A 21125-nucleotide genomic window follows, 5' to 3' on the forward strand; every position below is an offset into this window, starting at 1 on the left:
CCTGCCACACCTACCAACCAAGGTCCTAGCCGCAGCCACCCTAACCGGCACCCGCAAGGCCTAACCGCCACGCACCGAACGCGCGGCGGGCGCTGGTCACGCCAAACGTGCCCAGCGCCCGCCAGGGCAAGAAGCTCGCACCGTGGGGGTTTGGGGGCTCGGCCCCCAAATGCAATGGCCGGCCCGCGCCCGAGGGAAGCGAGCGCAGCGAGCGAACAGGGTTGGGCCCGCGGGCCGGCACCGGTCGGGGGAGGGGAGTGCAACGGCGCCGGCCCGCGGAGTTTCGGGGCCTCGTCAACGAGGGCGAGGTGCTCGCAAGATGCGCTCTGCAAGATCGCAGTCAGGGGTCTGCTTGATCAAGATAGCGCTGGGGCGGGTTACCCGCTAGGGGTCAGCCCCACGTTTTTTCGATTAATCGGTAACTGGTTAGTGGGTCGCGACCTGCGGGATAAGCGCGTGGCGCCCCGTGGTCTCGGACTGCGTCGGCTTGCTGCGGGCGCTCGGCACGGTGGACCGGGTGCGGCGCCACGGGCGGTTCAGGTTCTGCTGCGGTGCGAGACCACCGGCGACGAGATGTTCGTGCGCGACCTGCCAGACGGAGCACGGCGCCTTGCATCTGTGCCAGCGGGTGGAGCAGGTGGGGCAGTCACCGCGCTCGTCGGGTTCGTGTGCCGACAACATCGCCCGCCAGCCTTCGGTCAGCCGGGGCAGTTCGGAGCGGGCGACGGATACCAGTGAGTCGGTGTCGGCGCGCGTCGCCAGGTCGGCGAGCATGTCGAGGCGCTCCCACACCGCATTGCGGAGCACCTGACCAAGGATCTGATCCACGGGAGAAGTCACTTACCTTTCCGTCAGCTTCGCAGCTTCGTTGAGCGCTGCCCGCAACTGGCCGAGCTGGCCCGCGGTCAATCGCGCTGTTTCTCCGGGCGGCCCCACCAGCACCACCTGGTCGTCCTGGACGAGCACCGTCACACAACGTTCCCGGTTGATCATGTCGCCGCACTGCACGCGCCACACCAGCTGGCCGCTCTCGTACCGGCGCACCTGCGCGGCACGCGGGTCGGTGACGGACGGCACCGCCGAGCGGGCCACCGTCCTCATCGGCCCGATGTGGTGGTGGGCCTGGGCGGTCGTCCGTGCTGCGGGTATCGAGTCCATGAACTCCACCGCGTCAACTCCGCTCTGTCCGGGCTTGGTCTGTTGTGTCCCTCGTTGCTCTGTGTGATCGCGGGGCGTACCCACTCGCTCACGGAGAACTGAGAACTAGATTGCGATGAAGCCGACCGGAAGAGAAGTCGAACCGCCGTCATAGCGGCGACCGGCGCGGGTTCCACGGTAAACGGTCGGGATAGTTCGGCCGGGCTGATCAGGCTCGGCAAAAGGCGTTTCGCGCGGTTGAATATGAGTGCCTACGCTGCGAATCGACGCCCGAGTGAATGGTGAGGGGGCGCAATGGACGCCAGTAGCAGTGCGGATACCCGGCAGGGTCACCCGATCAGCCCTGCTGTCTGGGACAAGCGCGAGATGCGGGAAGCACTGGCCGGTCGCGCGATCAGCGCGGTCTACCGGAATCTCCGCAAGGAGGGCATCTCCCAGCGCCAGATCGCCGCACTCACCGGCCAGTCACAGTCCGAGGTCTCGGAGATCCTCAAGGGGCGGCAGGTCATGGCTTATGACGTGCTCGCCAGGATCGCCGACGGGCTGGGCGTCCCCCGTGGATACATGGGCCTCGCCTACGACGAGGCCACCGAGATTCAGGTCGTCGGCGCAGCCGACGAGCAGCAGGCTGAGGAGGACGAGTCCGTGAAACGGCGGAACTTCCTCGCGCATGCCGCCCAGGTCACGATGGGGGCGGCGGTCTTCGGATCGTCCCCGCAGGCGTGGGCGGCGAGCCCCGCGAGGACGCCGGCACCGGGGCACATCGGGATGACCGATGTGCGCCAGGTGGAAGCAGCGACAAGGGCGCTGCGGGCGCTCGATTACCAGTACGGTGGCGGATTCTGCCGCGATGCCGTAGTCGCGCAGCTGTCCTGGGGGCAGCAGATGCTGGACTCGTCGGCGACCAGCCCGGTCAAGTCCAGACTGTTCGTCGCGCTCGCCGACCTGCACAGCCTGGCCGGCTGGACCTCGTTCGACACCGGCCTGATGGACTCCGCGCGCGGGCATTTCGCGAACGCGCTGGAGCTGGCGAAGCAGGGCAACAACGACCCGCTGGTCGCCAACATCCTGTACCGGATGGGCCGCGTCTACCTGCACCAGGAGGCGCCCAACGACGCGTTGAAACTGTTCCAGCTCGGCCAGATCGCCGCGCAGGAGTCGGGGTCCGAGCTGGCCATCGCCGTGCTCGCGGCGAACCAGGCCTGGGCCTACGCGATGATGGAGAACGAGGAGCAGGCACTGAAACTGCTCGGCCTGGCCAAGGACGAGTTCGCCCGCGCGAACCTGGCCGAGGCCGAGGACTGGGTGAAGTTCTTCAACGAAACCGATGTCTACGCGATGATCGGCACTGTGCACACGGTGCTCGCGCGCAGCGTGGACCTCAAGCACACGAAGTACGCGATACCGGCGCTGAGCAGGGCGATCGACGCCTACGGTGACGACATGCAGCGCAGCAAGACCTTCAACGTGAGCGCGCTGGCCACCAACCACCTGCTGGAAGGCGACATCGACCACGGAGCCAGGGTCGGGCGGGCTGCGCTCGACGCCGCTGAGGGGTTGAAGTCCGCGCGCGTCCGTGACCGGATGCTTCCGCTCAAGGAAGAGGCGGAGAAGCGGAAGAACAACCCGGACGCGCGAGAACTCGCCGAGCGATTGGGCATCTTCTTCGCCGCGTGAGGCTGGGGAAGGGTGGGTCCGGACGATGCCTGCCACAACTCTCGATGGCCGTTTCACCAGGGAAAAGCTGGCTGAGACGGTAAGCGCCACCGCCGCGCTGCTCGGGCTCGACCCGGGCGGCGCGCGGTTGCTGCGATTCACCAACAACGCCGTCTACCAGCTGGCGAGCGCGCCGGTCGTGCTGCGCATCGTCGGATCGGACGCCTTGCGGTACCGGGCGCGCCGGGTGGTCGCGGTGGCCAGGCATTTCGAGCGCCACGACGTCCCGGCCATCCGTCTGCTGCCAGGTTTCGATCAGCCGATCGCGGTCGGCGAGCATCTGGTGACCGCGTGGATTCACGTGCCGTCCGTGCGCCGCCGCGCGACCGCGAAGGATCTTGGCGTGCTGCTCAAACGAGTGCACGAGCTGCCGGTGCCCGACGGGGTCGGTGACTGGGATCCGCTCGCCGACGTGCGGGCACGCGTTCTGGACGCGGAGGAGCTCGACCCCGCCGACCGGCGGTTTTTCCTGCGGCGTTGTGCCGAGGTCGAGGCCTTGCTGGACGAGCTTGAGTTCCCGTTGCCCCGTGGGCTGATCCATGGCGACGCTCATCCCGGCAACATCATCGTCGGTTCGGACGGCCCGGTGTTGTGCGATTTCGACTCCTCGTGTGCGGGGCCGCCGGAATGGGACCTGACTCCGCTGGCGGTCGGCCGAGAGCGGTTCGCCGATCCTCCGGGCCGCTACCGCATGCTGGCCGACGTCTACGGCTTCGATGTCACGGCCTGGTCCGGATTTCCCGTACTCAGGGCGCTGCGTGAGCTGAAGCTGACCACGAGCGTGCTGCCCATCCTGCGCAGCAACCCGAAGGTGCGGGACGAGTTCCGCCGGAGGCTGACCGATCTGCGGACCGGACGCACCGGCGACCCATGGGTTCGCTACCGCTGACCACCGAGGGAGACCGGCCGCGACACTCGCCGATCCCAGGTGGCCGCTCGTCGTTTCGCCACAAAGGGGCTCAATGGCGGGTAATTCGGCCCGACTAGTCACCTGATCGGGCCGATTCGCCACTCCCTAGGTGCAAATTGCGCTACATCAGGTAACGGGTGCGCGCGTGAGCACAACGGCGAACCCGAACGCGAGGCCCATCACGGTCAGCTCCAGGCTCGCCCAGGAGGCCAGCGCCGTCCGCTCGTGACGGAGGATCCGCGGCATCAGCCGCCACCGCAGGTTCGCGCCGAGCGCGCCGATGGCGATCCCGCACAGCAGTTTCAGTACCACCAACTGCCCGTACGGCGTGGTGAACAGGGCGGACCAGAAGCCGATGGTCGGATTGATCAGGATCTCCACGCCCGCGTTGAACAGCCCGGTGACGATCGAAAGGGCCAGGCACAGCGTGGCGAGCTTGGAAAACCGGGGCAGCGCGTGCGCGAGCAGCGTCCGGTTTCCGATGAGCAGCACGGTCATCGCGCCGAGCCCGCCGGTCCAGGCGACAGCGCTCATCACGTGCAGCTCCATCGAGATCGTCGTGTAGTCGTGGTAGTTCCAGTTCGACGCGTGCCCGGTGACCGGCAACGGCAGCAACGAGAACAGGCCGAGCCCGACCCGCACCTCGGCGGGCACCTTCTCGCCGTGGCGCAGCGTGAGTATCCCGAGCGCGGCCTGCGCGAGCGCGAGCACCGCGACGACGAGGAGCGCCTTGCCCGCGCCGATCTGCCGGACGTAGTCCCAGATGTCGGCGAAGCCGATCCTCGAGGCTTGTGGCCGGTACTCCGCGGTCTGCAGCACGAGGCTGACCAGCGCCGCGACCGCCCACACCAGTGCCGCCGCGACCGCGGCCGGCCGCGCCCTGGCGAGCACCGGCTCGGTCAGCTTCGGCCGGTCGTAGCCGACGAGCACCGACAGCAGGCCCAGCCCGACGGTCGTGACGGCCGACAGGTCGAGCAGCACCCGGACGACCGGGATGGCGACCGAGACCACCTCGTTCACGTCTACCACGCCCGGCACGGGGGTGGTCGTGGTCAGCGCGACCCCGATCAGCACCCCGGCCAGCGCCGCGGTGCCCGCGGCGAGGAGCGTCGAGTACTGGACCGGCAAGGTGGTCCCGGCGCTTTTCACCGAGTCTTCTCCCGGCCCATCCGCAGTGCCAGCGTCAGCCCGATGGCCAGCAGGACGAAGGCGCCGATGACCCACACCCACACCGGCACGCCGCCGCCGGAACCACTGCTGGACCCGGCCACACCGGTGGCGGCGCCCGCCGTGGCCGGCGTGCCGTTGCCCGCTTTGGTGAGGGTGAACGTGTACTCGCCCGTGACCGGATGCCCGTCCGAGGACAGGATCCGGTAGCCGACCGTGTAGGTGCCGGCGGGTCCGAGCGGCCGCACCGGGACGGTGACCACGTTGCTGCTGATGGCCACCGTGCCCTCGGCCCACTGCGACCTGTCCGGCCCGAGGACGGAGATTTGGTTGATGTCCCCGCCCTGGACCGGCGCGTCGAAGATGAGCGTGATCTTCGCCGGCCCGGTCTCGAGCGCGGTGCCTTTCGCCGGGTCGGTCGAAATCAGCACGTTGTGTGCGAGCGCCGGCGTGGCGGTGCCGATCATGGCGGCCACCGCCAGCGCCAGCACGGCGAGTGCCTTGCGCATCTACTTCGCCTTCCGGCTGCGCAGTACCGCGCCCCCGCCGATACCGAGTCCGAGCGCGCCGACGACGAGTCCGGCCCCGCCGAGCCACCTGGCGGTGTTGTCACTCGTGGTGCTCGACGATTCGGCGGCGGGTGAAACGCTCATGTCGGAGTGCCCGGAGCCGGTCGCCGCGGCGGCGAGCTGCACCGTCGGCGCCGGGTGTTCCGGCTCCGCCCCGCCTGTCTCCGCCTGGTCCCAGTGCACCACCAGACCATTGTCGTAGGTCTGGATCGCCGGCAGCGCCAGTTCGTCCACATTGGACGGAAGGGTGGAAGCGCTGATCTCGAACTCCTGGAACTCGGCGTCCCCCTTGGCGAGGGCGGACCCGGGCTGCGCGGTGAAGGTGATCTTCGTGACCGGGTTGGTGACGTCGAGGTTCTTGCCGTTCTTCACCGGCGCCGGAAGCTGGGCCTTTTCGACTTGTGCCGTCCAGCCCGGCACCGGCTTGTAGCGCACCGTGCTGATCGCGTACTCGGGCTTGAAGTCGATCTCCACCTTGTTCGTGCCGGCGTCCTGTTCCTCGTTGGGCACGCGGAAGACGATGGTGCCGCTGCCACCCTTCTGGGGTTGGTTGCCGTAGATGTTCGCGGTCACGTGGGCGGACGCGACGCCGGCTCCGAGAAGCCCGACGGCGCCGAAGGTGGCCGCCAGTACGGTCGCGCGCATGACACGGTTGTTCGACATGAAAGTGCTGCTCCTGAACAGGCTTGAGTGACCAGCGCCGGACCGGTCGCTGGCTTGGTGCGCGAAGGTTCAGGAGCGCGTGGGCGGGCCGCGCCGCCCGTGCACACGACGCAGTAGCACCGACAGCAGCGGGACATCCGCCACGGATTCGGCAGGCACCTGCCGCGGCGCGGCGGGTACCGGCGCGGGGCGCCAGACGACGGGCATTAGCAGCCACAGACTCGCGACCGCGATCCGCGCCATCGACTCGGCGTGGGTGAGCAGCCCTGCGGTCAGCACCGTGGCGATCGCATGCGCGACGTACATCGCGGGCTGTGCGGGGGCGGAGTGTTCCATCAGCTCCGTGAGCACGAGGTGCATCGCCAGCTGCGCGACCCCGAGCACGGCCAGCACCCCGAGCGGCCCCTTGGTCTTCTCGGCGAGTGCCGCGCCGACCCAGCCGATGAGCACGGTGAGCACCAGCGTTCCCGTGGCGTCGGGCAGGCTGCCGTCCGCAAGCGCATGCGCGGTGATTCCGAGACCGGCCGAACACAAGGCGAGCAAGATGCCACGCAGCATCGGTGACACACCGTGCTTTCGCCTTGGCTTGCTCACTCGCACAGCGTAAGAGAAGCCCCCGGTGTGGTGTACGCAACGGCTGTTACCAGTCGGGAAAAAGTATGACGAACGGTTATCTTCCCAGGTCACACCACTTCAGTGTCGCTGTGAGACACGTTTCGTTGAGTGGCAATAGTTGCTCATTAACAAAGAATGCGGAACGGTGAGCGGGCCATTGACCGGGAGGGAGGGCCGCCACGCGTGAACCTTTTCGACTACGTGGCCGACAGATGGAGCAGGCTGTCGCTACAGGCATGGCTGCACGTCAGCGAAGTCGTCCAGGCCACCGTTCTCGCCGCGGTGATCGGGGTTCTGATCGGTATCGCCGTGTACCGCAGCCCCGTCGGTTCGGCGCTGGCCACCGCACTGGCGAGCACGATCCTCACCATCCCCTCGTTCGCCCTGATCGGCTTGCTGATCCCGCTCGTCGGGCTCGGTGTCGCGCCCAGCGTCATCCCGCTCGTCGTCTACGCGCTGCTGCCGATCGTCCGCAACACGATCGTCGGGCTGGCCGGTGTGGATCCCGCGGTGACCGACGCGGCCAAGGGCATCGGCATGAACCGCTTCGGTGTGCTCACGCGCGTCGAGTTGCGGCTGGCCTGGCCCGCCATTCTCGCCGGGATGCGCGTCGCGACCCAGATGCTGATGGGTATCGCGGTGATCGCGGCCTACGCGAAGGGGCCTGGTCTCGGTTCCGAGGTGTTCTCCGGGCTGACCCGCGCCGGCAGCGCGAACGCCACGAACCAGGCCCTCGCCGGCACGATCGGCGTCGTCATCCTGGCGCTCATCCTCGACGGCATCTACGTCCTCATCGCCCGCTTCACCGTTCCGAGGGGTGTCCGTGTCTGAAACGATCGAAACCACAGCGAGTCCCGCGGCCGAGGGGGCCGTCTCGGGTGTCGAAATCCAGCTCGAGCACGTCACGAAGCGGTACCCGGGCTCGCGGCAACCTGCCGTCGACGACGTCACGATGACCATCCCCGCCGGGCAGATCGTGATCCTCGTCGGGCCGTCGGGCTGCGGCAAAACGACCACGATGCGGATGATCAACCGGCTGATCGAGCCCACCTCCGGCAAGATCACCATCGGCGGCGAGGACGCGCTGCGGCTCAACCCGGACACACTGCGCCGCCAGGTCGGGTACGCGATCCAGCAGGCCGGTCTGTTCCCGCATTTCACGGTGGCGCAGAACATCGGCGTCGTGCCCGGCCTGCTGGGCTGGGACAAGAAGAAGATCGCCGACCGGGTCGAGGAGATGCTGGACCTGGTCGGGCTCGACCCGGCCCAGTTCCACGGCCGGTACCCGCGCCAGCTATCCGGTGGCCAGCAGCAACGCGTCGGTGTCGCACGGGCACTCGCCGCGGACCCGCCGGTGTTGCTGATGGACGAGCCGTTCGGCGCAGTGGACCCGATCACCCGCGGCAACCTGCAGGACGAGTTGCTGCGCCTGCAAGCCGAGCTGCACAAGACGATCGTGTTCGTGACGCACGACTTCGATGAGGCGGTCAAGCTCGGCGACAAGATCGCCGTGCTCGGCAACCAGTCGAAGATCCTCCAGTACGACAGCCCGGACGCGATCCTCGCCAACCCGGCCGACGACACGGTGGCCGGGTTCGTCGGGGCGGGCGCCTCGCTCAAGCAGCTGACCCTGCTGCGAGTGCGTGATGTCGAACTCGACGAGACCCCGGTGACCGCGGCGCTGAGCGAGTCCCCGTCGTCGGTGCGGCAGAAACTGACCGAACGCGGCTCCAACTACGCGCTGGTGCTCGACGAGCGGCGCCGTCCGGTGCGGTGGGTGCACGTCCGCGACCTGGCCGCCGCCTCTTCACTGGCCACGGCGGGCAAACCGCTCACCGACCTGGTGAGCTTGCAGTCGACGCTGCAGGACGCACTCGAGGCGATGCTCGTCGAGGGCGGCGGGGTGCCGGTGACCGGTGCACGGGGCGAGTACGTCGGCACCATCCACCTGGACACCGTCATCGCGACGATTCAGCGTCTCCGTGGGGAGCACGCCGAGTCATGACGACCATCGAAAGCGGTTTCTCGACCGGGTCCGGTTCGCGCCGCGCGGAACGCGGCCGGTTCATCGCCCAGCCGCTCGCCGTGGTCGTCATCGTCGGCGCGGTGCTCGTCTGGGCGTTGACGCGGGACAACGACGCGATCGAAGCGGAAAGCCTGAACATTTCCACGCTCCTGCACGACACCTGGCAGCACCTGCTCATCACGCTCGCGGTGGCGGCGATCGTCGTGGTCGTCGCGGTGCCGCTGGGCATGCTGCTGACCCGGACCTGGGCGCGTCGCGTCGCACCGCTGTTCCTGACCATCGCGAACATCGGCCAGGCCGCGCCCGCGCTCGGCATGATCGTGCTGTTCTTCCTGTGGACCAGCTGGGAAGGCTTCTGGTGCGCGGTGCTGCCGCTCGCCTTCTACTCGCTGCTTCCGGTGCTGCGCAACACGATCGTCGGCATCGAGGCGGTGGACCCGGCGTTGATCGACGCCGGCCGTGGCATCGGGATGTCCGGCTCCGCGGTGTTGTGGCGGATCGAGATGCCGCTGGCCGTGCCGCTGATGCTGGCCGGCCTGCGGACGTCGCTCGTGCTCGCGGTCGGCACCGCGACGCTGGCGTTCTTCGTCAACGGCGGCGGTCTCGGCGAACTGATCGACACCGGGTACAAGCTCAACCGGATTCCGGTGCTGATCACCGGCGCGGTGCTCGCGGTCGGTCTCGCGTTGTTGATCGACTGGGTCGGCGCGGTGCTCGAGGAGGTATTCGGACCGAGGGGACTCAAGTGAAGCATCGCCTGAAGGCGCTTTTCGGCGTCATCCTGCTGGCGTCGTCGCTGACCGCGTGTGGTCTGAACGTCAACGCCGCCCTGCCGTACCAGGTGGAGCCCGGTTCGATCCGCCCGGTGCCGAGCCTGCAAGGGCTCAGCGTGACAGTGGGGTCGAAGGACTTCACCGAGAACATCATCCTCGGTTACCTGGCGGAACTCGCGTTGTCCGCGGCCGGCGCGGACGTCATCGACATGACGAACATCGCCGGCTCCAACAGCGCGCGGCAGGCGTTGCTCAACGGTCAGATCGACCTGTCGTGGGAGTACACCGGCACCGGCTGGATTTCCTACCAGGGCAACACCGAACCGATTCCGGACGAGCAGCGCCAGTTCGACGCGGTGAAGGCGGCCGACGAGAAGCAGAACGGCATCACCTGGCTGGACTACTCGCCGTTGAACGACACGTATGCCTTCGGCACCAAGGAATCCTACGCCGCCGAGCACAATCTCAAGTCCAATTCGGACATGACGGCGTTCTTGAAGGAACATCCCGACCAGGCGGTGTTCTGCGTGGAAACGGAGTTCGCGAGCCGGCAGGACGGCATGCCGGGGGTGCAGAAGACCTATGGGTTCCCGACCACGGACGTGAAGACGTTCGGCACCGGCGCCATCTACTCCGCGGTCGCGAGCGGCACCTGCAACTTCGGCGAGATCTTCACGACCGACGGCCGGATCGCCGGGCTGAACCTGCGTGTGCTGGACGACGACAAGAAGTTCTTCCCGCAGTACAACGCAGCGGTGACGCTCAAGAAGTCCTACCTGCAGGCGCACCCGGCACTGGCCGACGTGCTCGTGCCGGTCGGCAAGGCGATGGACAACAAGCAGATGATCGAACTCTGCAAGGAGGTCGACGTGGACGGCAAGGACGCCGGCGAAGTCGCCCGCAACTGGATGATCTCGAAGGGCTTCATCAAGTAACGGTGTTTTCCTTGCTCACACCCCGAGGTGCTGGAGGATCTCCCTTTCCAGACGTTCGAGTTCGGTGGATACCGCGTGGTGAGCGGCTTTGCGGCGGGCGGCGGGCATACGTTCCGCCGCGCGCACGGCCGCGGTCAGCTGCTCGAGCGTCGCCTGGGCGTCGGCGGCGAACTTCTGGTCGTCGTCGCTCGCCCGCTCGGATTTCCGGAGGGTATCGAGCGCATCGGACACGCCGGCGATGCGCGCGAGCAACCCGGCGCCGCGCCCGGTGAACTCCGGCAGCCGCTCGACGGGCACACCCAGCTTGCGTGCCTGGTACCGGTCGTAGGCCTCGCGGGCGGCTCCGGCCGCACGCACCGCGAGGGGCGCGAGCACTGGCGTCACCGCCGGCACGATGATCTTGGCTACCGAGACGGCGTTGCGTGCCTTCTTCGGTGTCAGACCGCTGCTCGTGGACTCGCCGCTCTTCTTGCGTGCCATGGCAGAGAACTTACTGGTCGCGGGATGGCCGGGCACGCCGGACGCGCGTCATTTCTGTCGGGGGGTGCTTCTAGAGTGTTGTACATGGAAAACGAGGTGCTGTTGGATGCCGGGGCGGTGAGCCGTTGCCGGCGTCGAGTGCATCTCGAAGCGGACCCTTCGATGCGGGAAACTCCGCTGGCGCCGCCCGATCCGGCGGCGGAGCAGCGCAAGGCCGACGCGGCGGCGCACCGGCTGGAGATCCGCCGCCGATTGGTCGAGGCCATCCCGGGCACGTGGGTCACGGTGCCGCGTGAGCTGCCAGCGGCCGAGCGTGTCCGGATCACCGAGCAGGCGCTGGCGGACGGCGCGGCCCAGATCTGGGGAGCGCTGCTGCCCACGGATCGCAGCGGTCATCGGCGCGGTGGTGCCGAGCTACTGGTCCGGTCCGGGGAGGGGTACCTGCCGGTGATCGTGGTGCGGCACCGGATCACCGATCCCGGCTCCGGCGCGGTCACCACGCCGCCCACGCAGCTCGACCCGGCGCACGCGGTGGTCGACGAGCAGCGCAAGGTCCGCTCCCAGCCGCGGGACCAGCTGCGTCTCGCGCACCTGCGCCGCATGCTGGAAACTCTCGGCCTCGCCGCGCATCAGCCGCTCGGCGGGGTCATCGGGCTGGACGCCGATGTGGTGCTGTGGCATGACTTGGCCGCGCCGACATGGCCGGGCGGTCGCAGCGCGCTCGCGGAGTACGACGCTCGCTTCGCCGACCGGGTCGCCGTCGCGCAGGCGGCGGCCACCGGAGCCGCCGCGCTCGCGGAGCCGTCCCGCATTCTGGACTGCCGCAGCTGCCCGTGGTGGCCCACATGTGAGGCGGAGCTGCTCGCGATCCGCGACGTGAGCCTTGTCGTGCGTGGCGAGGACGCGATGGAGCTGCGTCGCGCTGGAGTGTCCACTGTGGACAAGCTGGCAGCGCTGAACCCGGCCGAGGAGCCGCCGATCGTCTGGACCTCCGGCCCGTTCGGTGACGCGGTCGCGCTCGCGCGGGCGTGGCTCGCGGATCTCACCGTGGTGCGCCGGGTCACGGCGGTCACCGTCCCCCGTGGCGATGTCGAAGTCGACGTGGACATGGAAAGTTTCGGTGAGTCGGGCGCGTACCTGTGGGGTTGCCTGCTTTCCGGAGCGGATATCGGAATGCCGCAGGGATATCGCTCGTTCGTCACCTGGGACCCACTGCCCACAGTGGACGAAGCCAGGTCGTTCGCGCAGTTCTGGGCGTGGTTCCGGGAGGTGCGTGCGCGCACGGTCGCGGCGGGGTTGACGTTCCGCGCATACTGCTACAACGCGATGGCCGAGAACCGCTGGTTGTTCGGCTCCGCGGACCGGTTCGCCGGGCTCGACGGCATCCCGGTCAAGCGCGAGATCCAGTCCTTTGTGGACTCGGGCGAGTGGGTCGACCTGTTCCGCGGGGTTTCCGACCAGTTCCTGTGCTCCCGCGGCAAAGGCCTGAAAGTGATCGCGCCCGTGGCCGGCTTCACCTGGCGGGACCCGGAAGCCGGCGGCGAGGCGTCGATGCGCTGGTACCGCGACGCGGTCGGCATGGACGGCACCGCCCCGGACCTGGCGCAGCGCGAACGCATCCTGCGCTACAACGAGGACGACGTCCGCGCCACGCACGCCCTGCGCACCTGGATGTCCGGTCCCGCCAACGAAATCCCGTACATGGGCGACCTCTGACCCCAGACGTGCCGGGTCCGGCGTTCGTCAGCGCGGTGCCATCCGGATCGAGCCGTCCATGCGGATGACTTCGCCGTTGAGGTAGTCGTGCTCGATGATGTCCACGGCCAGCTGCGCGTACTCGTCGGGACGGCCGAGCCGCTTCGGGAACGGCACGCTCGCCGCCAGGCCGGCGCGGTACTCGTCGCTGACCGTGGCAAGCATCGGCGTGTCGATGATGCCCGGCGCGATGGTGACCACCCGGATGCCCTGCGACGCCAGATCCCGCGCGGCGGGCAGCGTCAGCCCGGCCACGCCGCCCTTCGAGGCCGAGTACGCGACCTGCCCGATCTGACCGTCGAAAGCGGCGACCGAGGCGGTGTTGACGACGACCCCGCGGGCGTCGTCCTCGAGCGGCTCGGTCTTCGCGATCGCTTCGGCCGCGAGGGTCAGCACGGTGAATGTGCCGATCAGGTTGATCTCGACGACCTTCTTGAATAACCCAAGGTCGTGTGGGCCCTTGCGGGACAGGATGCGCGCGGACGGTCCGATGCCCGCGCAGTTCACCACGGTCCGTAGCGGCACGCCCGCCGAGGCGGCCTGCTCGACCGCGGTCTGGACCTGCTCCGGGTCGGTCACGTCGGCCTCGACATACGTCACGCCGGGCACTTCGGGTGCCTTCTCGATCCCGCCGGGCAGGTCGAGCGCGAACACCCGCGCACCCTTGCCCGCCAACGCCGCCGCGGTCGCACCGCCGAGACCGGAAGCGCCACCGGTGACCAATGCCGCCGTGTCCGTGATCCGCATGTCGTTCCTCTCTGCCTGGGCTGCCGAAACTCTGAGGTTAACGTTCGTTCGCGCGACGGGCAGGTGGCCCTCCTCACCCGTCGCGCTAAGTATTCGGGAGCGACCCCTGCCGTTAGCGCGATTGTCAACTCCGGGTGTCAGGTTGGCCCCATGGGCTCAGCTCGGATCGTCGTCATCGGGACCGGATATGTCGGCCTGACCACCGGGGCGTGCCTCGCCGGCCTCGGTCACCAGGTCACCTGCGTCGACGTCGACGAGAAGAAGGTCGCCAGACTCGCGGCCGGGCAGGTCGACATCCTCGAACCCGGGCTCGAAGAACTGGTTTCCCGTGGTCTTTCCGCCGGTCGGCTGAACTTCGTGGTGGGCGCGGGCGCGGCGGTCGCGAACGCGGAGGCCGTGTTCCTCTGCGTGCCCACCCCCATGGGTGCGGGCGGCGCGGCCGACCTGCGCGCGGTGGAGGCCGTCATCGACGAGATCTGCGGCGTGTTGCCCGCCGGCTGCGCGGTGATCACCAAGTCCACCGTTCCGGTCGGCACCGCGCAGCGCATCCGCGCCATGCTGGGCCGGGTGGACGTGCCGGTCGTGGCGAACCCGGAGTTCCTGCGGGAGGGCACCGCGGTCGCGGACTTCCTCAACCCGGACCGGATCGTGGTCGGCTCGGACGAGGAGCAGGCCGCGCGCTGGGTCGCCGATCTCTACACCGACCTCGCCGCGCCGAACGTGATCACCGACGCGGCGAGTGCGGAGCTCGTGAAGTACGCGGCCAACTGCTTCCTCGCGATGAAACTGTCTTACGTAAACGCCATCGCCGAGCTGTGCGAGCGGCTGGGCGCGGACATCATGTCGGTCACCGAGGGCATGGGCTACGACCGCCGGATCGGCCGGTCCTTCCTCAAACCCGGCCCCGGCTGGGGCGGATCCTGCCTGCCGAAGGACACGCACGCGCTCGTGCAGGTCGCCGAGTCCGTCGGGTTCGACTTCTCACTGCTCTCGGCCGCGATCGGGGAGAACATCGCGCAACGGGACCGGATCGTCGCGAAGATCGCGGGTGCGGTCGGCGGCACTCTCGCCGGCTCCCGCATCGGCGTACTCGGGCTCGCGTTCAAGGCGGGCACGAACGACCTGCGCGACTCCCCGGCCCTGTCGGTGACCGCGATGCTTGCCGCACACGGCGCGGAAGTGACCGCTTACGACCCAGCGGTCGGCGGCGAGCTGCCCGGGATGCGCATCGTGGACGACCCCTACCAGGTGGCCAAGGGCGCCGACGCGATCGTGGTGCTGACCGAGTGGGACGAGTTCCGCCGGATCGACTGGTCCTACCTGGCGGACCTCATGCAGGGCGATTCCATTGTGGACACCCGCAACCTGCTCGACCCGCAGGTGGTGCTGGCCGCCGGCTTGACCTGGCTCGGCCTCGGCCGCCCTCGCGCCAGGGTGCTCGCCCGCTGAGTTTCGCTGCGGCACCGGGGGCTCACCAGGGCAATTCGTAACGAGTTCCTTTACGCTGGCCGCGTTGCCGGAGTTTCCCCGCCTGCGCGAGCCGGCGAAGAACCCGGCTCGCTTGCTCGGGCGCGATCGCGCACAGATCGGCCGCCTGCGCCCGGGTGATATGCCCGTGTGCGGATACGAACGCGAGGATCATCTGCTCCTGCTGAAGTGGTTCGAAGCCTCGTACCCGGACATAACCCGCCGACGAATCCAGGGTCCGGTAGACCGCGGCCGACAGATGCCAGGTTCGTCCTTTGCCATCACCACGAGCTTCGACCCACCCCCGCTCGACCATCCGGGTCAGGAGGTGGCGAGTCTCGGCTTCCGTGCGTTGTGTGAGAATTGCGAGTTCGGCCGTCGTCGCCCGCCGTTCCCGCAGCAGTTCGGAGAGGATCTGCAACTCGGAAAGCGTCAGCGGGCGGTTGTGGTGCTCCTGCTCCAGTACCCACTTGGTCATCGCGAGATTCGCCGGCCCACCAGGGAGAATCGCAACCACGGTCTCGTCGGTAGTGCGCCCGTAGTCCGGTGCGGGTCGTCCGACGCGCAGTTGCTCCGCGAACATCCGATTGATGCCCCGGCCGGTTCGCTCCACGAGCCCGATTCGCTTGAAGGCGTCCGCGAGCACCGCGCTTCGTGGATGCGGTGGGGCGACGAGCAGGTTGTCGATCCTGATGCCCTCGGGGAAGCCCCCCGGACTCGAAATTTCCAGCTGCTCGTCGGACCATTGGACATGAATGGCGCCACGCTTGGTGTAGTCGCGGTGGGTGAGCGCGTTGGCGAGCACCTCTCGAAAAGCGACCTCAGAGTAGGTGGGAATGGCGATCCGAAAAGGGCCGAACTGGATACCGCATGAACTCGTTGACGTCGACTCCCGGGAAGCGAGGTGAGTATCGGCGGTCTTCTGCTGTTCGGACGTGAAGCCGCGCTCGGCAGGCATATTCCCACCCACGAGGCGGCATTCCAAGTCTTGCGCGGCCTTGACTTCCAAGCCCAGCGCGCGAGTCAATTCCTCATCGGCGAGTGTTGCCAGAACTCTGTCGGCCTGATCTCCGGCATCGGCAACGAGACGCCGAACCCGTTCGAATTCGAAAGGATCCAGGTCAGCCCAGGTAGCGCCATGCGCCGGCAGCCGGGCGAGATCGACCGCACCACGATCGATCTCGTGAGCCAGCATCTCGTGTGCACGTAATGGCAGGCAGGTGGGGCGGCCGTTGCGGTCGATTGCCCTGCGGACGTACTTGCCTGCGGCTGTTCCGACGATATGCGGACTGTTCGGAACCTCGACCGCAATGACCTCGGCGCCGGTGACCGTGACCACGGACGCTTGGCAGGTGATCGCCGGTTCGGTCCGGCTGGCGATGAGTGCCTGCAAACGCAGCGGGTCGGTACGCCCGCCCTCGTGGCGCGGGCGCGCGCCAGTTATGCGGCCGTCGTCCTCGACGCCGATGAGAAGGACACCGCCCGCGGTAGTCCTCTCCCGCAGCCAGCCACGCTTGGATGCGCGTGACGAGGTCAACGGGGGCCTCACCGTCCACGTACGCCTCCGACTCGGCTCAGCTTATCAATATTTATCGTCATCCCAGCTGAGATAGAATGCGCGTCCGATATATATCGATAAGCCGCCGCTAAGGCTGCTGCAGCAACCAGAACTCGATCCCCTGGTTGTCGACGCAGTCGGCGGACGGGCCGTATCGCTGCTGCTCGACCTCCCCGGCTTGACCGCCGAGTTCCCGGACACGCGAGAGCGCGGCCTCGAGGTCGTCGACGGCGTACATCAGCTTCCAGCCGACCTGCCGTCCCGGGCCGCCCCAGAGGCCGCCGAACAGGCCGTTTCCTTCGACGCCCCAGGCGGTTTCCGTGCTGCCCGGTGAGAAACGCCAGCCGAGCACACCGCCGTAGAAGGCTTTCGCCGCTTCGTCATCCGGCACTTGGAACGTGAAGTACGCGGCCTCGCCATGACGCGGGCCGGTGCCCGCCGCCGTGCGCGCCGGGGCCTGCGACACCAGCCACCGCTGGCCGAACGGGTCACGGATCGCGCCGCCGCGCCCGTAGCCACGGTCGGCCACCGGGCGCAGCAGTTCCGCACCACGGGCCAGCGCGCGCTCGACCACACCGTCCACATCGGACACTTCAATGCGGACGGACGCGCCGCCGGGCGAGGAGACGTGGCCGATGTCTTCGAATTCGTCGGCCAGCATCAGCACGGCGTCACCGATGGCCAGTTCGGCATGCCCGATCCGGCCGTCTTCCATGACGATCGGATCGCCACGGCGGGTCGCGCCGAACACCTCGACATAGAACTCGATCGCCCGCCGCGCGTCCGGCACGGCGAGATACGGGGTCAGGGAGTGCAGTTCCGCGGCGGTTTCGGTCGTGGTCATCTCTCCTCCATCCAGAATCGTGTGCTGCAACGTCATCCGTAGTTCGGCGGCGAACCGGGGATCGGGATCGACCGGGCGCACCGGCGCGCGGAGGGCTTCGAACGGATCAGTCATCACGGCCCTCCTTCGTCCGATAGGCGGCGCGGAACGCGGCACGCGCCCGCACCAGCAATGCCTCGGTGGCATGCACCGTCCGGCCCAGCAGCCGCGCGACCTCAGGCACCGCGAGCCCGTCGAGGTATCGCAACGTCAAGGCCGCTCGGTGATGCGCGCCCAATTCGGCGAGCACCTCACGCGCCAGCAACGCGTCCAGCTCGTCGTCCCACGGGTCCACGGTTTCCGTCTCGTGCACGAGCCGCAGCCCACGCTCCTCCCGCTCCCGCCTGCGCCAATGATCGACCAGCTTGTGCCGCGCGACCCCGATGAGCCACGGCGTGCTCACCGGCGGTGCCCCCGCACCCCGGCACGCGCTCACCGCGCCGAGGAACGTCTCCGACGTCAGTTCCTCCGCGACGGCGCGGCTGCCGCACCGGGACAGCAGGTACCCGTACACCTGCGGCAGCGCCGCCTCATACAGTTCGAGCAGCGCCAATGCCGGGTCCGGTCGTACCCGCGGTTCGCTCACATCCCCATCGTCGTCCGGGGGCCCACTTCTCCGACGGGCCGCCGCGAGATTTCACGCGCGTGGGTCAAGCGACCGTGGGTCGGTACCGGTCGTAGCCACAAAAGCCGCTTTTCGACCGACGCGCCACGTCCCGTGGTGCCGTAGCTTCACTGACGTGTGGCGAGGTAACCGGTTCGCAGGCGACGTCGTGCTGACGGTCGTGCCGATGGCGTTCGTGCTGGCGGTGACCACCGCCGCCGGGCATTTCCAGGCCGGTGCCCGGCATCTCGACGTGCCGGGGTACGGCTGGCTCGTCGTGGCCGCGCTCCCGCTGCTGCTCGCCCGCCGGTTTCCGCTGCCGGTTTTCCTCGTGACCTTCGGTGCGACGCTGGCTTACTACTGGTCGGACTATCCGAACGGCCCGGCACTGCTGTTGCCGACGATCGCGCTGCTCGTGCTGACCCGCCGACGAGGGCCGCTGGTCGCCGGCATCACCGCGACGGCGACCCTGCTCGTCGCGTTCGCCGGATACCTCATCGCCGGCGGTGCGATCACGTTCGACGCGCGAGCCGGTCTCCTCGTCGCCTGGCTCGCCGCCGTTCTCGGGATCGGGACCGCGGTGCGGAACCGGTCCGCGGCCATCAGCGCCGCCCGCGAACGCGCGGCCGAGCACCAGTACCGGATGGCCGAACAGGAGCGGCTGCGGATCGCGCGCGAGGTGCACGACGTGGTCGCACACAGCCTGGCGATGATCAACGTGCAGGCCGGGGTCGCCGCACATGTCGCGGACCGGCGGCCCGAGCAGGCCGTCGAGGCGCTGCGGGCGATCAAGGAGGCGAGCGCGTCGGCGCTGGCGGATCTGCGGGCGACGGTCGCGGTGCTGCGTTCCGGCCAGGGCCTCGGCCCCGCACCGAGCCTGCGCCGGCTCGACGAGTTGCTCGACCACGCGCGGGCGGCCGGGCTGACCGTGCGGGTGCACGGCTCGCCGGGGGAGCTGCCCGCCCCGGTCGATGGTGCCGCCTACCGGATTTTGCAGGAATCGCTGACCAATGTCGTCCGGCACGCCGCTGATCCGTCCGAAGTGGACGTATCTTTTGGACGGTCGGACGGAATGTTCTCGTTGCGGGTCAAGGACAATGGGCGCAACCCTGGTACACCGACGCCCGGCAACGGCCTGCGCGGGATGTCCGAGCGCGCCGCCGCGCTCGGGGGAAGCGTGCGGGCCGCGCCCGTCGACGGGGGTTTTGAGGTCCGGGCCGAACTGCCGGTGAAGGAGGCGTGATGACGATCCGGGTGGTGCTCGCCGACGATCAGGCGCTCGTGCGCGCGGGATTCCGGGTGCTGCTGGAAACCGAGGACGGTTTCGAGGTGTGCGGTGAGGCGGACGACGGCGGCGAAGCGGTCGAGCTGGCCAAGCGGCATCGGCCGGACGTCGTCGTAATGGACATCCGCATGCCCGTGGTCGACGGTCTGGAAGCCACTCGCCGGATCACCGCCGACGAGGAGCTGGCATCGGTGAAGGTCCTGGTGCTGACCACATTCGACATCGACGAGTACGTCTACGACGCGCTGCGGGCCGGGGCCAGCGGGTTCCTGTTGAAGGACACCGAGCCGGTGGAGCTGCTGCGGGCGCTACGCGTCATCGCCGACGGTGAGTCCCTGCTCGCCCCGACCGTGACCCGGCGCCTCATTGCGGAATTCGTCGGCCGACCGGAGAACCGGCGCGTCGACACCCAAGCGGTCCAGCAGATCACCGGCCGCGAGCGCGAGGTGCTGGCACTCGTCGCGGGCGGGCTGTCCAACGACGAGATCGCCGCCCAGCTGGTCATCTCGACGGCCACCGCCCGCACCCACGTCAGCCGCATCATGACGAAGGTCGGTGCCCGCGACCGCGCCCAGCTCGTGGTGCTCGCCTACGAGTCCGGCCTGGTCGCTCCCGGCCGCTGACCGGTCAGGGCGTGTGCTGCGTCGGCGGCGCGAAGTCGACCTGCTGGGCCAGCAACGAGGTGAACAGCGTCTGCGCCTCGGCGCGGTCGGGACCGAAGGTCTCCACGATGACCACCCGGCTGTAGAGCACGTAGACACCGCGGAACACGGCCTGCTGTGCCTTCGCCGAGGTGCTGAACACCGGTAGCCCCTGCATCGACAGGTCACGGTTGGCCTGCAGCCCACCCGACTTCTGCGTGTCGGCGTACGTGTTGGCGACCGTCGTCGCGTCCGACGGGGTGGGCAGTGTCAGCGAGAAGATGCCGACGGTCGAGGAGCCGGTCGTGGACGCGTTCAACCGCCCGCTGATCATGTTGCCCTGTTGCAGCGCGGCGATCACAGGGTCGGGCAGCAGCTTGTTCGTCGCCAGCGAGCCGAGGGTGAAGTCACCGCCGCCGTTGCGAGGCGAGCCGGGGGCGGCGACAAGCGCTGTCGCGTCACTGCTCGGCTCCGGTTTGGCGGGCGGCGGCATCGGCAGCGGTTTCGTGGTCACCGGAGCGGGCGGCTGCTGACCGGGCCCCGCCTGGACTTCCGCGCCGTTGTCACGACCGAACAGCAGCCACACCGCGACCCCGAGGCCGACGACCACGATCCCGCCGAGGACCGAGAAGAGGATCTTTTTGCTGTTGCTGGGGGACTTCTCCCCGTCGGCGCGCTCCGGGCCCTGCGACACCCAGTCGGCGCCGGCCGGCGGCGCGATCGGCGGAAGGTCTGAACCACCCCATGGTGGGCTGGAGTCCGCCTCGGGCGCATTCCACGCCGGCGGCTGGGCGAACCCGGCAGGCGGGGACTGCATGCCCTGCTGCGGGTAGCCGGCAGGGCGCTGGCCCTGCCACGGCGCAACGGCCTGGGTGCGTTCCGCGGAACTGTCCAGCGGCGACACGATCTGCGTCGATTCGGCGTTCGGTTGCGGCTGGCTCGGCTGGCTCGACGGCGCGGACTGCTGCGGGGTTCCGGACGGCGGTGACAGCGGCTCGATGATCTGGGTCGAGTCGCCCTCACCCGGGGCGGCGTTCTCCGTGGGAGCGGCGGTGACGGCGGCGGACAGGATCTGGTCACGGCGCACGCGATAGTCGTCAGCCGACAGCGAGCCGTTCGCCAGATCTTCGTCGAGCTTGCGGAGCTGTTCCTGCCAGGTCACCCCGGCACCCC

22 protein-coding genes are annotated in these 21125 nt (G+C 68.7%); 10 read left to right on the forward strand and 12 right to left on the reverse strand.

Annotated features, from left to right (window positions below; genetic code table 11):
- Positions 1 to 426 precede the first annotated feature (426 nt).
- Together GKO32_RS30625 and GKO32_RS30630 are read right to left on the reverse strand one after the other, a co-directional pair.
- Positions 427 to 828, reverse strand: a complete 402-nt coding sequence (locus tag GKO32_RS30625; protein ID WP_312868846.1) for a hypothetical protein — start codon at positions 826 to 828, stop codon at positions 427 to 429.
- 12 nt (positions 829 to 840) lie between these two features.
- Positions 841 to 1167: a hypothetical protein gene (locus GKO32_RS30630; RefSeq protein ID WP_376766015.1), complete on the reverse strand. Its 327-nt coding sequence runs from the start codon at positions 1165 to 1167 to the stop codon at positions 841 to 843.
- 285 nt (positions 1168 to 1452) lie between these two features.
- Between GKO32_RS30630 and GKO32_RS30635 the strand changes: the two genes are divergently transcribed.
- Together GKO32_RS30635 and GKO32_RS30640 are read left to right on the forward strand one after the other, a co-directional pair.
- On the forward strand, positions 1453 to 2835 hold the full coding sequence (locus GKO32_RS30635; RefSeq protein WP_154760395.1) for a helix-turn-helix transcriptional regulator: 1383 nt from the start codon (positions 1453 to 1455) through the stop codon (positions 2833 to 2835).
- 25 nt (positions 2836 to 2860) lie between these two features.
- On the forward strand, positions 2861 to 3763 hold the full coding sequence (locus GKO32_RS30640) for a phosphotransferase enzyme family protein (RefSeq protein WP_154760396.1): 903 nt from the start codon (positions 2861 to 2863) through the stop codon (positions 3761 to 3763).
- A 147-nt stretch (positions 3764 to 3910) separates the two neighbouring features.
- Here the strand turns inward: GKO32_RS30640 and GKO32_RS30645 are convergent, their stop codons facing one another.
- From GKO32_RS30645 to GKO32_RS30660, 4 genes are all read right to left on the reverse strand, one after another.
- Complete coding sequence (locus GKO32_RS30645) at positions 3911 to 4933, reverse strand: CopD family protein (RefSeq protein ID WP_312868833.1); 1023 nt, start codon at positions 4931 to 4933, stop codon at positions 3911 to 3913.
- Positions 4930 to 5460, reverse strand: a complete 531-nt coding sequence (locus GKO32_RS30650) for a copper resistance CopC family protein (RefSeq protein WP_154760397.1) — start codon at positions 5458 to 5460, stop codon at positions 4930 to 4932. Before GKO32_RS30650 ends, GKO32_RS30645 begins: the two co-directional genes overlap by 4 nt.
- Complete coding sequence (locus tag GKO32_RS30655) at positions 5461 to 6183, reverse strand: YcnI family copper-binding membrane protein (protein WP_154760398.1); 723 nt, start codon at positions 6181 to 6183, stop codon at positions 5461 to 5463.
- Between the two features lie 69 nt (positions 6184 to 6252).
- On the reverse strand, positions 6253 to 6777 hold the full coding sequence (locus GKO32_RS30660; protein ID WP_312868834.1) for a hypothetical protein: 525 nt from the start codon (positions 6775 to 6777) through the stop codon (positions 6253 to 6255).
- 204 nt (positions 6778 to 6981) lie between these two features.
- On the opposite strand from GKO32_RS30660, the gene GKO32_RS30665 reads away from it, so the two are divergent.
- Genes GKO32_RS30665 through GKO32_RS30680 form a run of 4 tightly spaced genes read left to right on the forward strand, consistent with a single transcriptional unit; the run spans position 6982 to position 10532 of the window.
- The gene (locus GKO32_RS30665; protein WP_312868835.1) at positions 6982 to 7629 is read left to right on the forward strand and encodes an ABC transporter permease; all 648 of its coding nucleotides are present in this window, start codon (positions 6982 to 6984) and stop codon (positions 7627 to 7629) included.
- A complete protein-coding gene (locus tag GKO32_RS30670) occupies positions 7616 to 8803 on the forward strand; it encodes an ATP-binding cassette domain-containing protein (RefSeq protein WP_312868836.1) in 1188 nt (395 codons plus the stop codon). The genes GKO32_RS30665 and GKO32_RS30670 overlap by 14 nt, the downstream gene beginning before the upstream one ends.
- Complete coding sequence (locus tag GKO32_RS30675; RefSeq protein ID WP_154760400.1) at positions 8800 to 9573, forward strand: ABC transporter permease; 774 nt, start codon at positions 8800 to 8802, stop codon at positions 9571 to 9573. The genes GKO32_RS30670 and GKO32_RS30675 overlap by 4 nt, the downstream gene beginning before the upstream one ends.
- The gene (locus tag GKO32_RS30680) at positions 9570 to 10532 is read left to right on the forward strand and encodes a glycine betaine ABC transporter substrate-binding protein (protein ID WP_312868837.1); all 963 of its coding nucleotides are present in this window, start codon (positions 9570 to 9572) and stop codon (positions 10530 to 10532) included. The genes GKO32_RS30675 and GKO32_RS30680 overlap by 4 nt, the downstream gene beginning before the upstream one ends.
- A 15-nt stretch (positions 10533 to 10547) precedes the next feature.
- On the opposite strand, the gene GKO32_RS30685 is transcribed toward GKO32_RS30680, so the two are convergent.
- Positions 10548 to 11012: a DUF6474 family protein gene (locus GKO32_RS30685; protein WP_154760401.1), complete on the reverse strand. Its 465-nt coding sequence runs from the start codon at positions 11010 to 11012 to the stop codon at positions 10548 to 10550.
- Between the two features lie 84 nt (positions 11013 to 11096).
- Between GKO32_RS30685 and GKO32_RS30690 the strand changes: the two genes are divergently transcribed.
- Positions 11097 to 12728: a TM0106 family RecB-like putative nuclease gene (locus tag GKO32_RS30690; protein ID WP_154760402.1), complete on the forward strand. Its 1632-nt coding sequence runs from the start codon at positions 11097 to 11099 to the stop codon at positions 12726 to 12728.
- 27 nt (positions 12729 to 12755) lie between these two features.
- Here the strand turns inward: GKO32_RS30690 and GKO32_RS30695 are convergent, their stop codons facing one another.
- Positions 12756 to 13514: an SDR family NAD(P)-dependent oxidoreductase gene (locus GKO32_RS30695; protein WP_154760403.1), complete on the reverse strand. Its 759-nt coding sequence runs from the start codon at positions 13512 to 13514 to the stop codon at positions 12756 to 12758.
- 150 nt (positions 13515 to 13664) lie between these two features.
- Here GKO32_RS30695 and GKO32_RS30700 point away from each other — a divergent pair, with 150 nt between their 5' ends.
- Positions 13665 to 14963, forward strand: a complete 1299-nt coding sequence (locus GKO32_RS30700; RefSeq protein ID WP_154760404.1) for a UDP-glucose dehydrogenase family protein — start codon at positions 13665 to 13667, stop codon at positions 14961 to 14963.
- A 22-nt stretch (positions 14964 to 14985) separates the two neighbouring features.
- Here GKO32_RS30700 and GKO32_RS30705 read toward each other — a convergent pair whose 3' ends face one another.
- The 3 genes from GKO32_RS30705 to GKO32_RS30715 form a co-directional block, all read right to left on the reverse strand.
- The gene (locus GKO32_RS30705; RefSeq protein WP_312868839.1) at positions 14986 to 16530 is read right to left on the reverse strand and encodes an RNA/DNA-binding domain-containing protein; all 1545 of its coding nucleotides are present in this window, start codon (positions 16528 to 16530) and stop codon (positions 14986 to 14988) included.
- A 97-nt stretch (positions 16531 to 16627) separates the two neighbouring features.
- Positions 16628 to 17497, reverse strand: a complete 870-nt coding sequence (locus tag GKO32_RS30710; protein ID WP_154760406.1) for a VOC family protein — start codon at positions 17495 to 17497, stop codon at positions 16628 to 16630.
- On the reverse strand, positions 17490 to 18008 hold the full coding sequence (locus GKO32_RS30715; RefSeq protein ID WP_312868840.1) for an RNA polymerase sigma factor: 519 nt from the start codon (positions 18006 to 18008) through the stop codon (positions 17490 to 17492). Before GKO32_RS30715 ends, GKO32_RS30710 begins: the two co-directional genes overlap by 8 nt.
- A 205-nt stretch (positions 18009 to 18213) precedes the next feature.
- Between GKO32_RS30715 and GKO32_RS30720 the strand changes: the two genes are divergently transcribed.
- The gene (locus GKO32_RS30720) at positions 18214 to 19269 is read left to right on the forward strand and encodes a sensor histidine kinase (protein WP_154760424.1); all 1056 of its coding nucleotides are present in this window, start codon (positions 18214 to 18216) and stop codon (positions 19267 to 19269) included.
- Entirely contained in the window at positions 19269 to 19934 is a 666-nt protein-coding gene (locus tag GKO32_RS30725) for a response regulator (RefSeq protein WP_154760407.1), read from the forward strand. The genes GKO32_RS30720 and GKO32_RS30725 overlap by 1 nt, the downstream gene beginning before the upstream one ends.
- Positions 19935 to 19938: 4 nt before the next feature.
- On the opposite strand, the gene GKO32_RS30730 is transcribed toward GKO32_RS30725, so the two are convergent.
- A complete protein-coding gene (locus tag GKO32_RS30730; RefSeq protein ID WP_312868841.1) occupies positions 19939 to 21114 on the reverse strand; it encodes a DUF1707 domain-containing protein in 1176 nt (391 codons plus the stop codon).
- Positions 21115 to 21125: the final 11 nt, after the last annotated feature.

The sequence above is a fragment of the Amycolatopsis pithecellobii genome (assembly GCF_009707865.1).
GTDB lineage: Bacteria > Actinomycetota > Actinomycetes > Mycobacteriales > Pseudonocardiaceae > Amycolatopsis_E > Amycolatopsis_E pithecellobii.

What these genes read in the sequence shown, in the direction of transcription:
- GKO32_RS30700 (WP_154760404.1), top strand. Translation starts at nt 13,665, where the DNA reads ATGGGCTCAGCTCGGATCGTCGTCATCGGGACCGGATATGTCGGCCTG.
- GKO32_RS30695 (WP_154760403.1), bottom strand. Translation starts at nt 13,514, where the DNA reads ATGCGGATCACGGACACGGCGGCATTGGTCACCGGTGGCGCTTCCGGT.
- GKO32_RS30655 (WP_154760398.1), bottom strand. Translation starts at nt 6,183, where the DNA reads ATGTCGAACAACCGTGTCATGCGCGCGACCGTACTGGCGGCCACCTTC.
- GKO32_RS30675 (WP_154760400.1), top strand. Translation starts at nt 8,800, where the DNA reads ATGACGACCATCGAAAGCGGTTTCTCGACCGGGTCCGGTTCGCGCCGC.
- GKO32_RS30720 (WP_154760424.1), top strand. Translation starts at nt 18,214, where the DNA reads ATGGCGTTCGTGCTGGCGGTGACCACCGCCGCCGGGCATTTCCAGGCC.
- GKO32_RS30685 (WP_154760401.1), bottom strand. Translation starts at nt 11,012, where the DNA reads ATGGCACGCAAGAAGAGCGGCGAGTCCACGAGCAGCGGTCTGACACCG.
- GKO32_RS30710 (WP_154760406.1), bottom strand. Translation starts at nt 17,497, where the DNA reads ATGACTGATCCGTTCGAAGCCCTCCGCGCGCCGGTGCGCCCGGTCGAT.
- GKO32_RS30635 (WP_154760395.1), top strand. Translation starts at nt 1,453, where the DNA reads ATGGACGCCAGTAGCAGTGCGGATACCCGGCAGGGTCACCCGATCAGC.
- GKO32_RS30725 (WP_154760407.1), top strand. Translation starts at nt 19,269, where the DNA reads ATGACGATCCGGGTGGTGCTCGCCGACGATCAGGCGCTCGTGCGCGCG.
- GKO32_RS30640 (WP_154760396.1), top strand. Translation starts at nt 2,861, where the DNA reads ATGCCTGCCACAACTCTCGATGGCCGTTTCACCAGGGAAAAGCTGGCT.
- GKO32_RS30650 (WP_154760397.1), bottom strand. Translation starts at nt 5,460, where the DNA reads ATGCGCAAGGCACTCGCCGTGCTGGCGCTGGCGGTGGCCGCCATGATC.
- GKO32_RS30690 (WP_154760402.1), top strand. Translation starts at nt 11,097, where the DNA reads ATGGAAAACGAGGTGCTGTTGGATGCCGGGGCGGTGAGCCGTTGCCGG.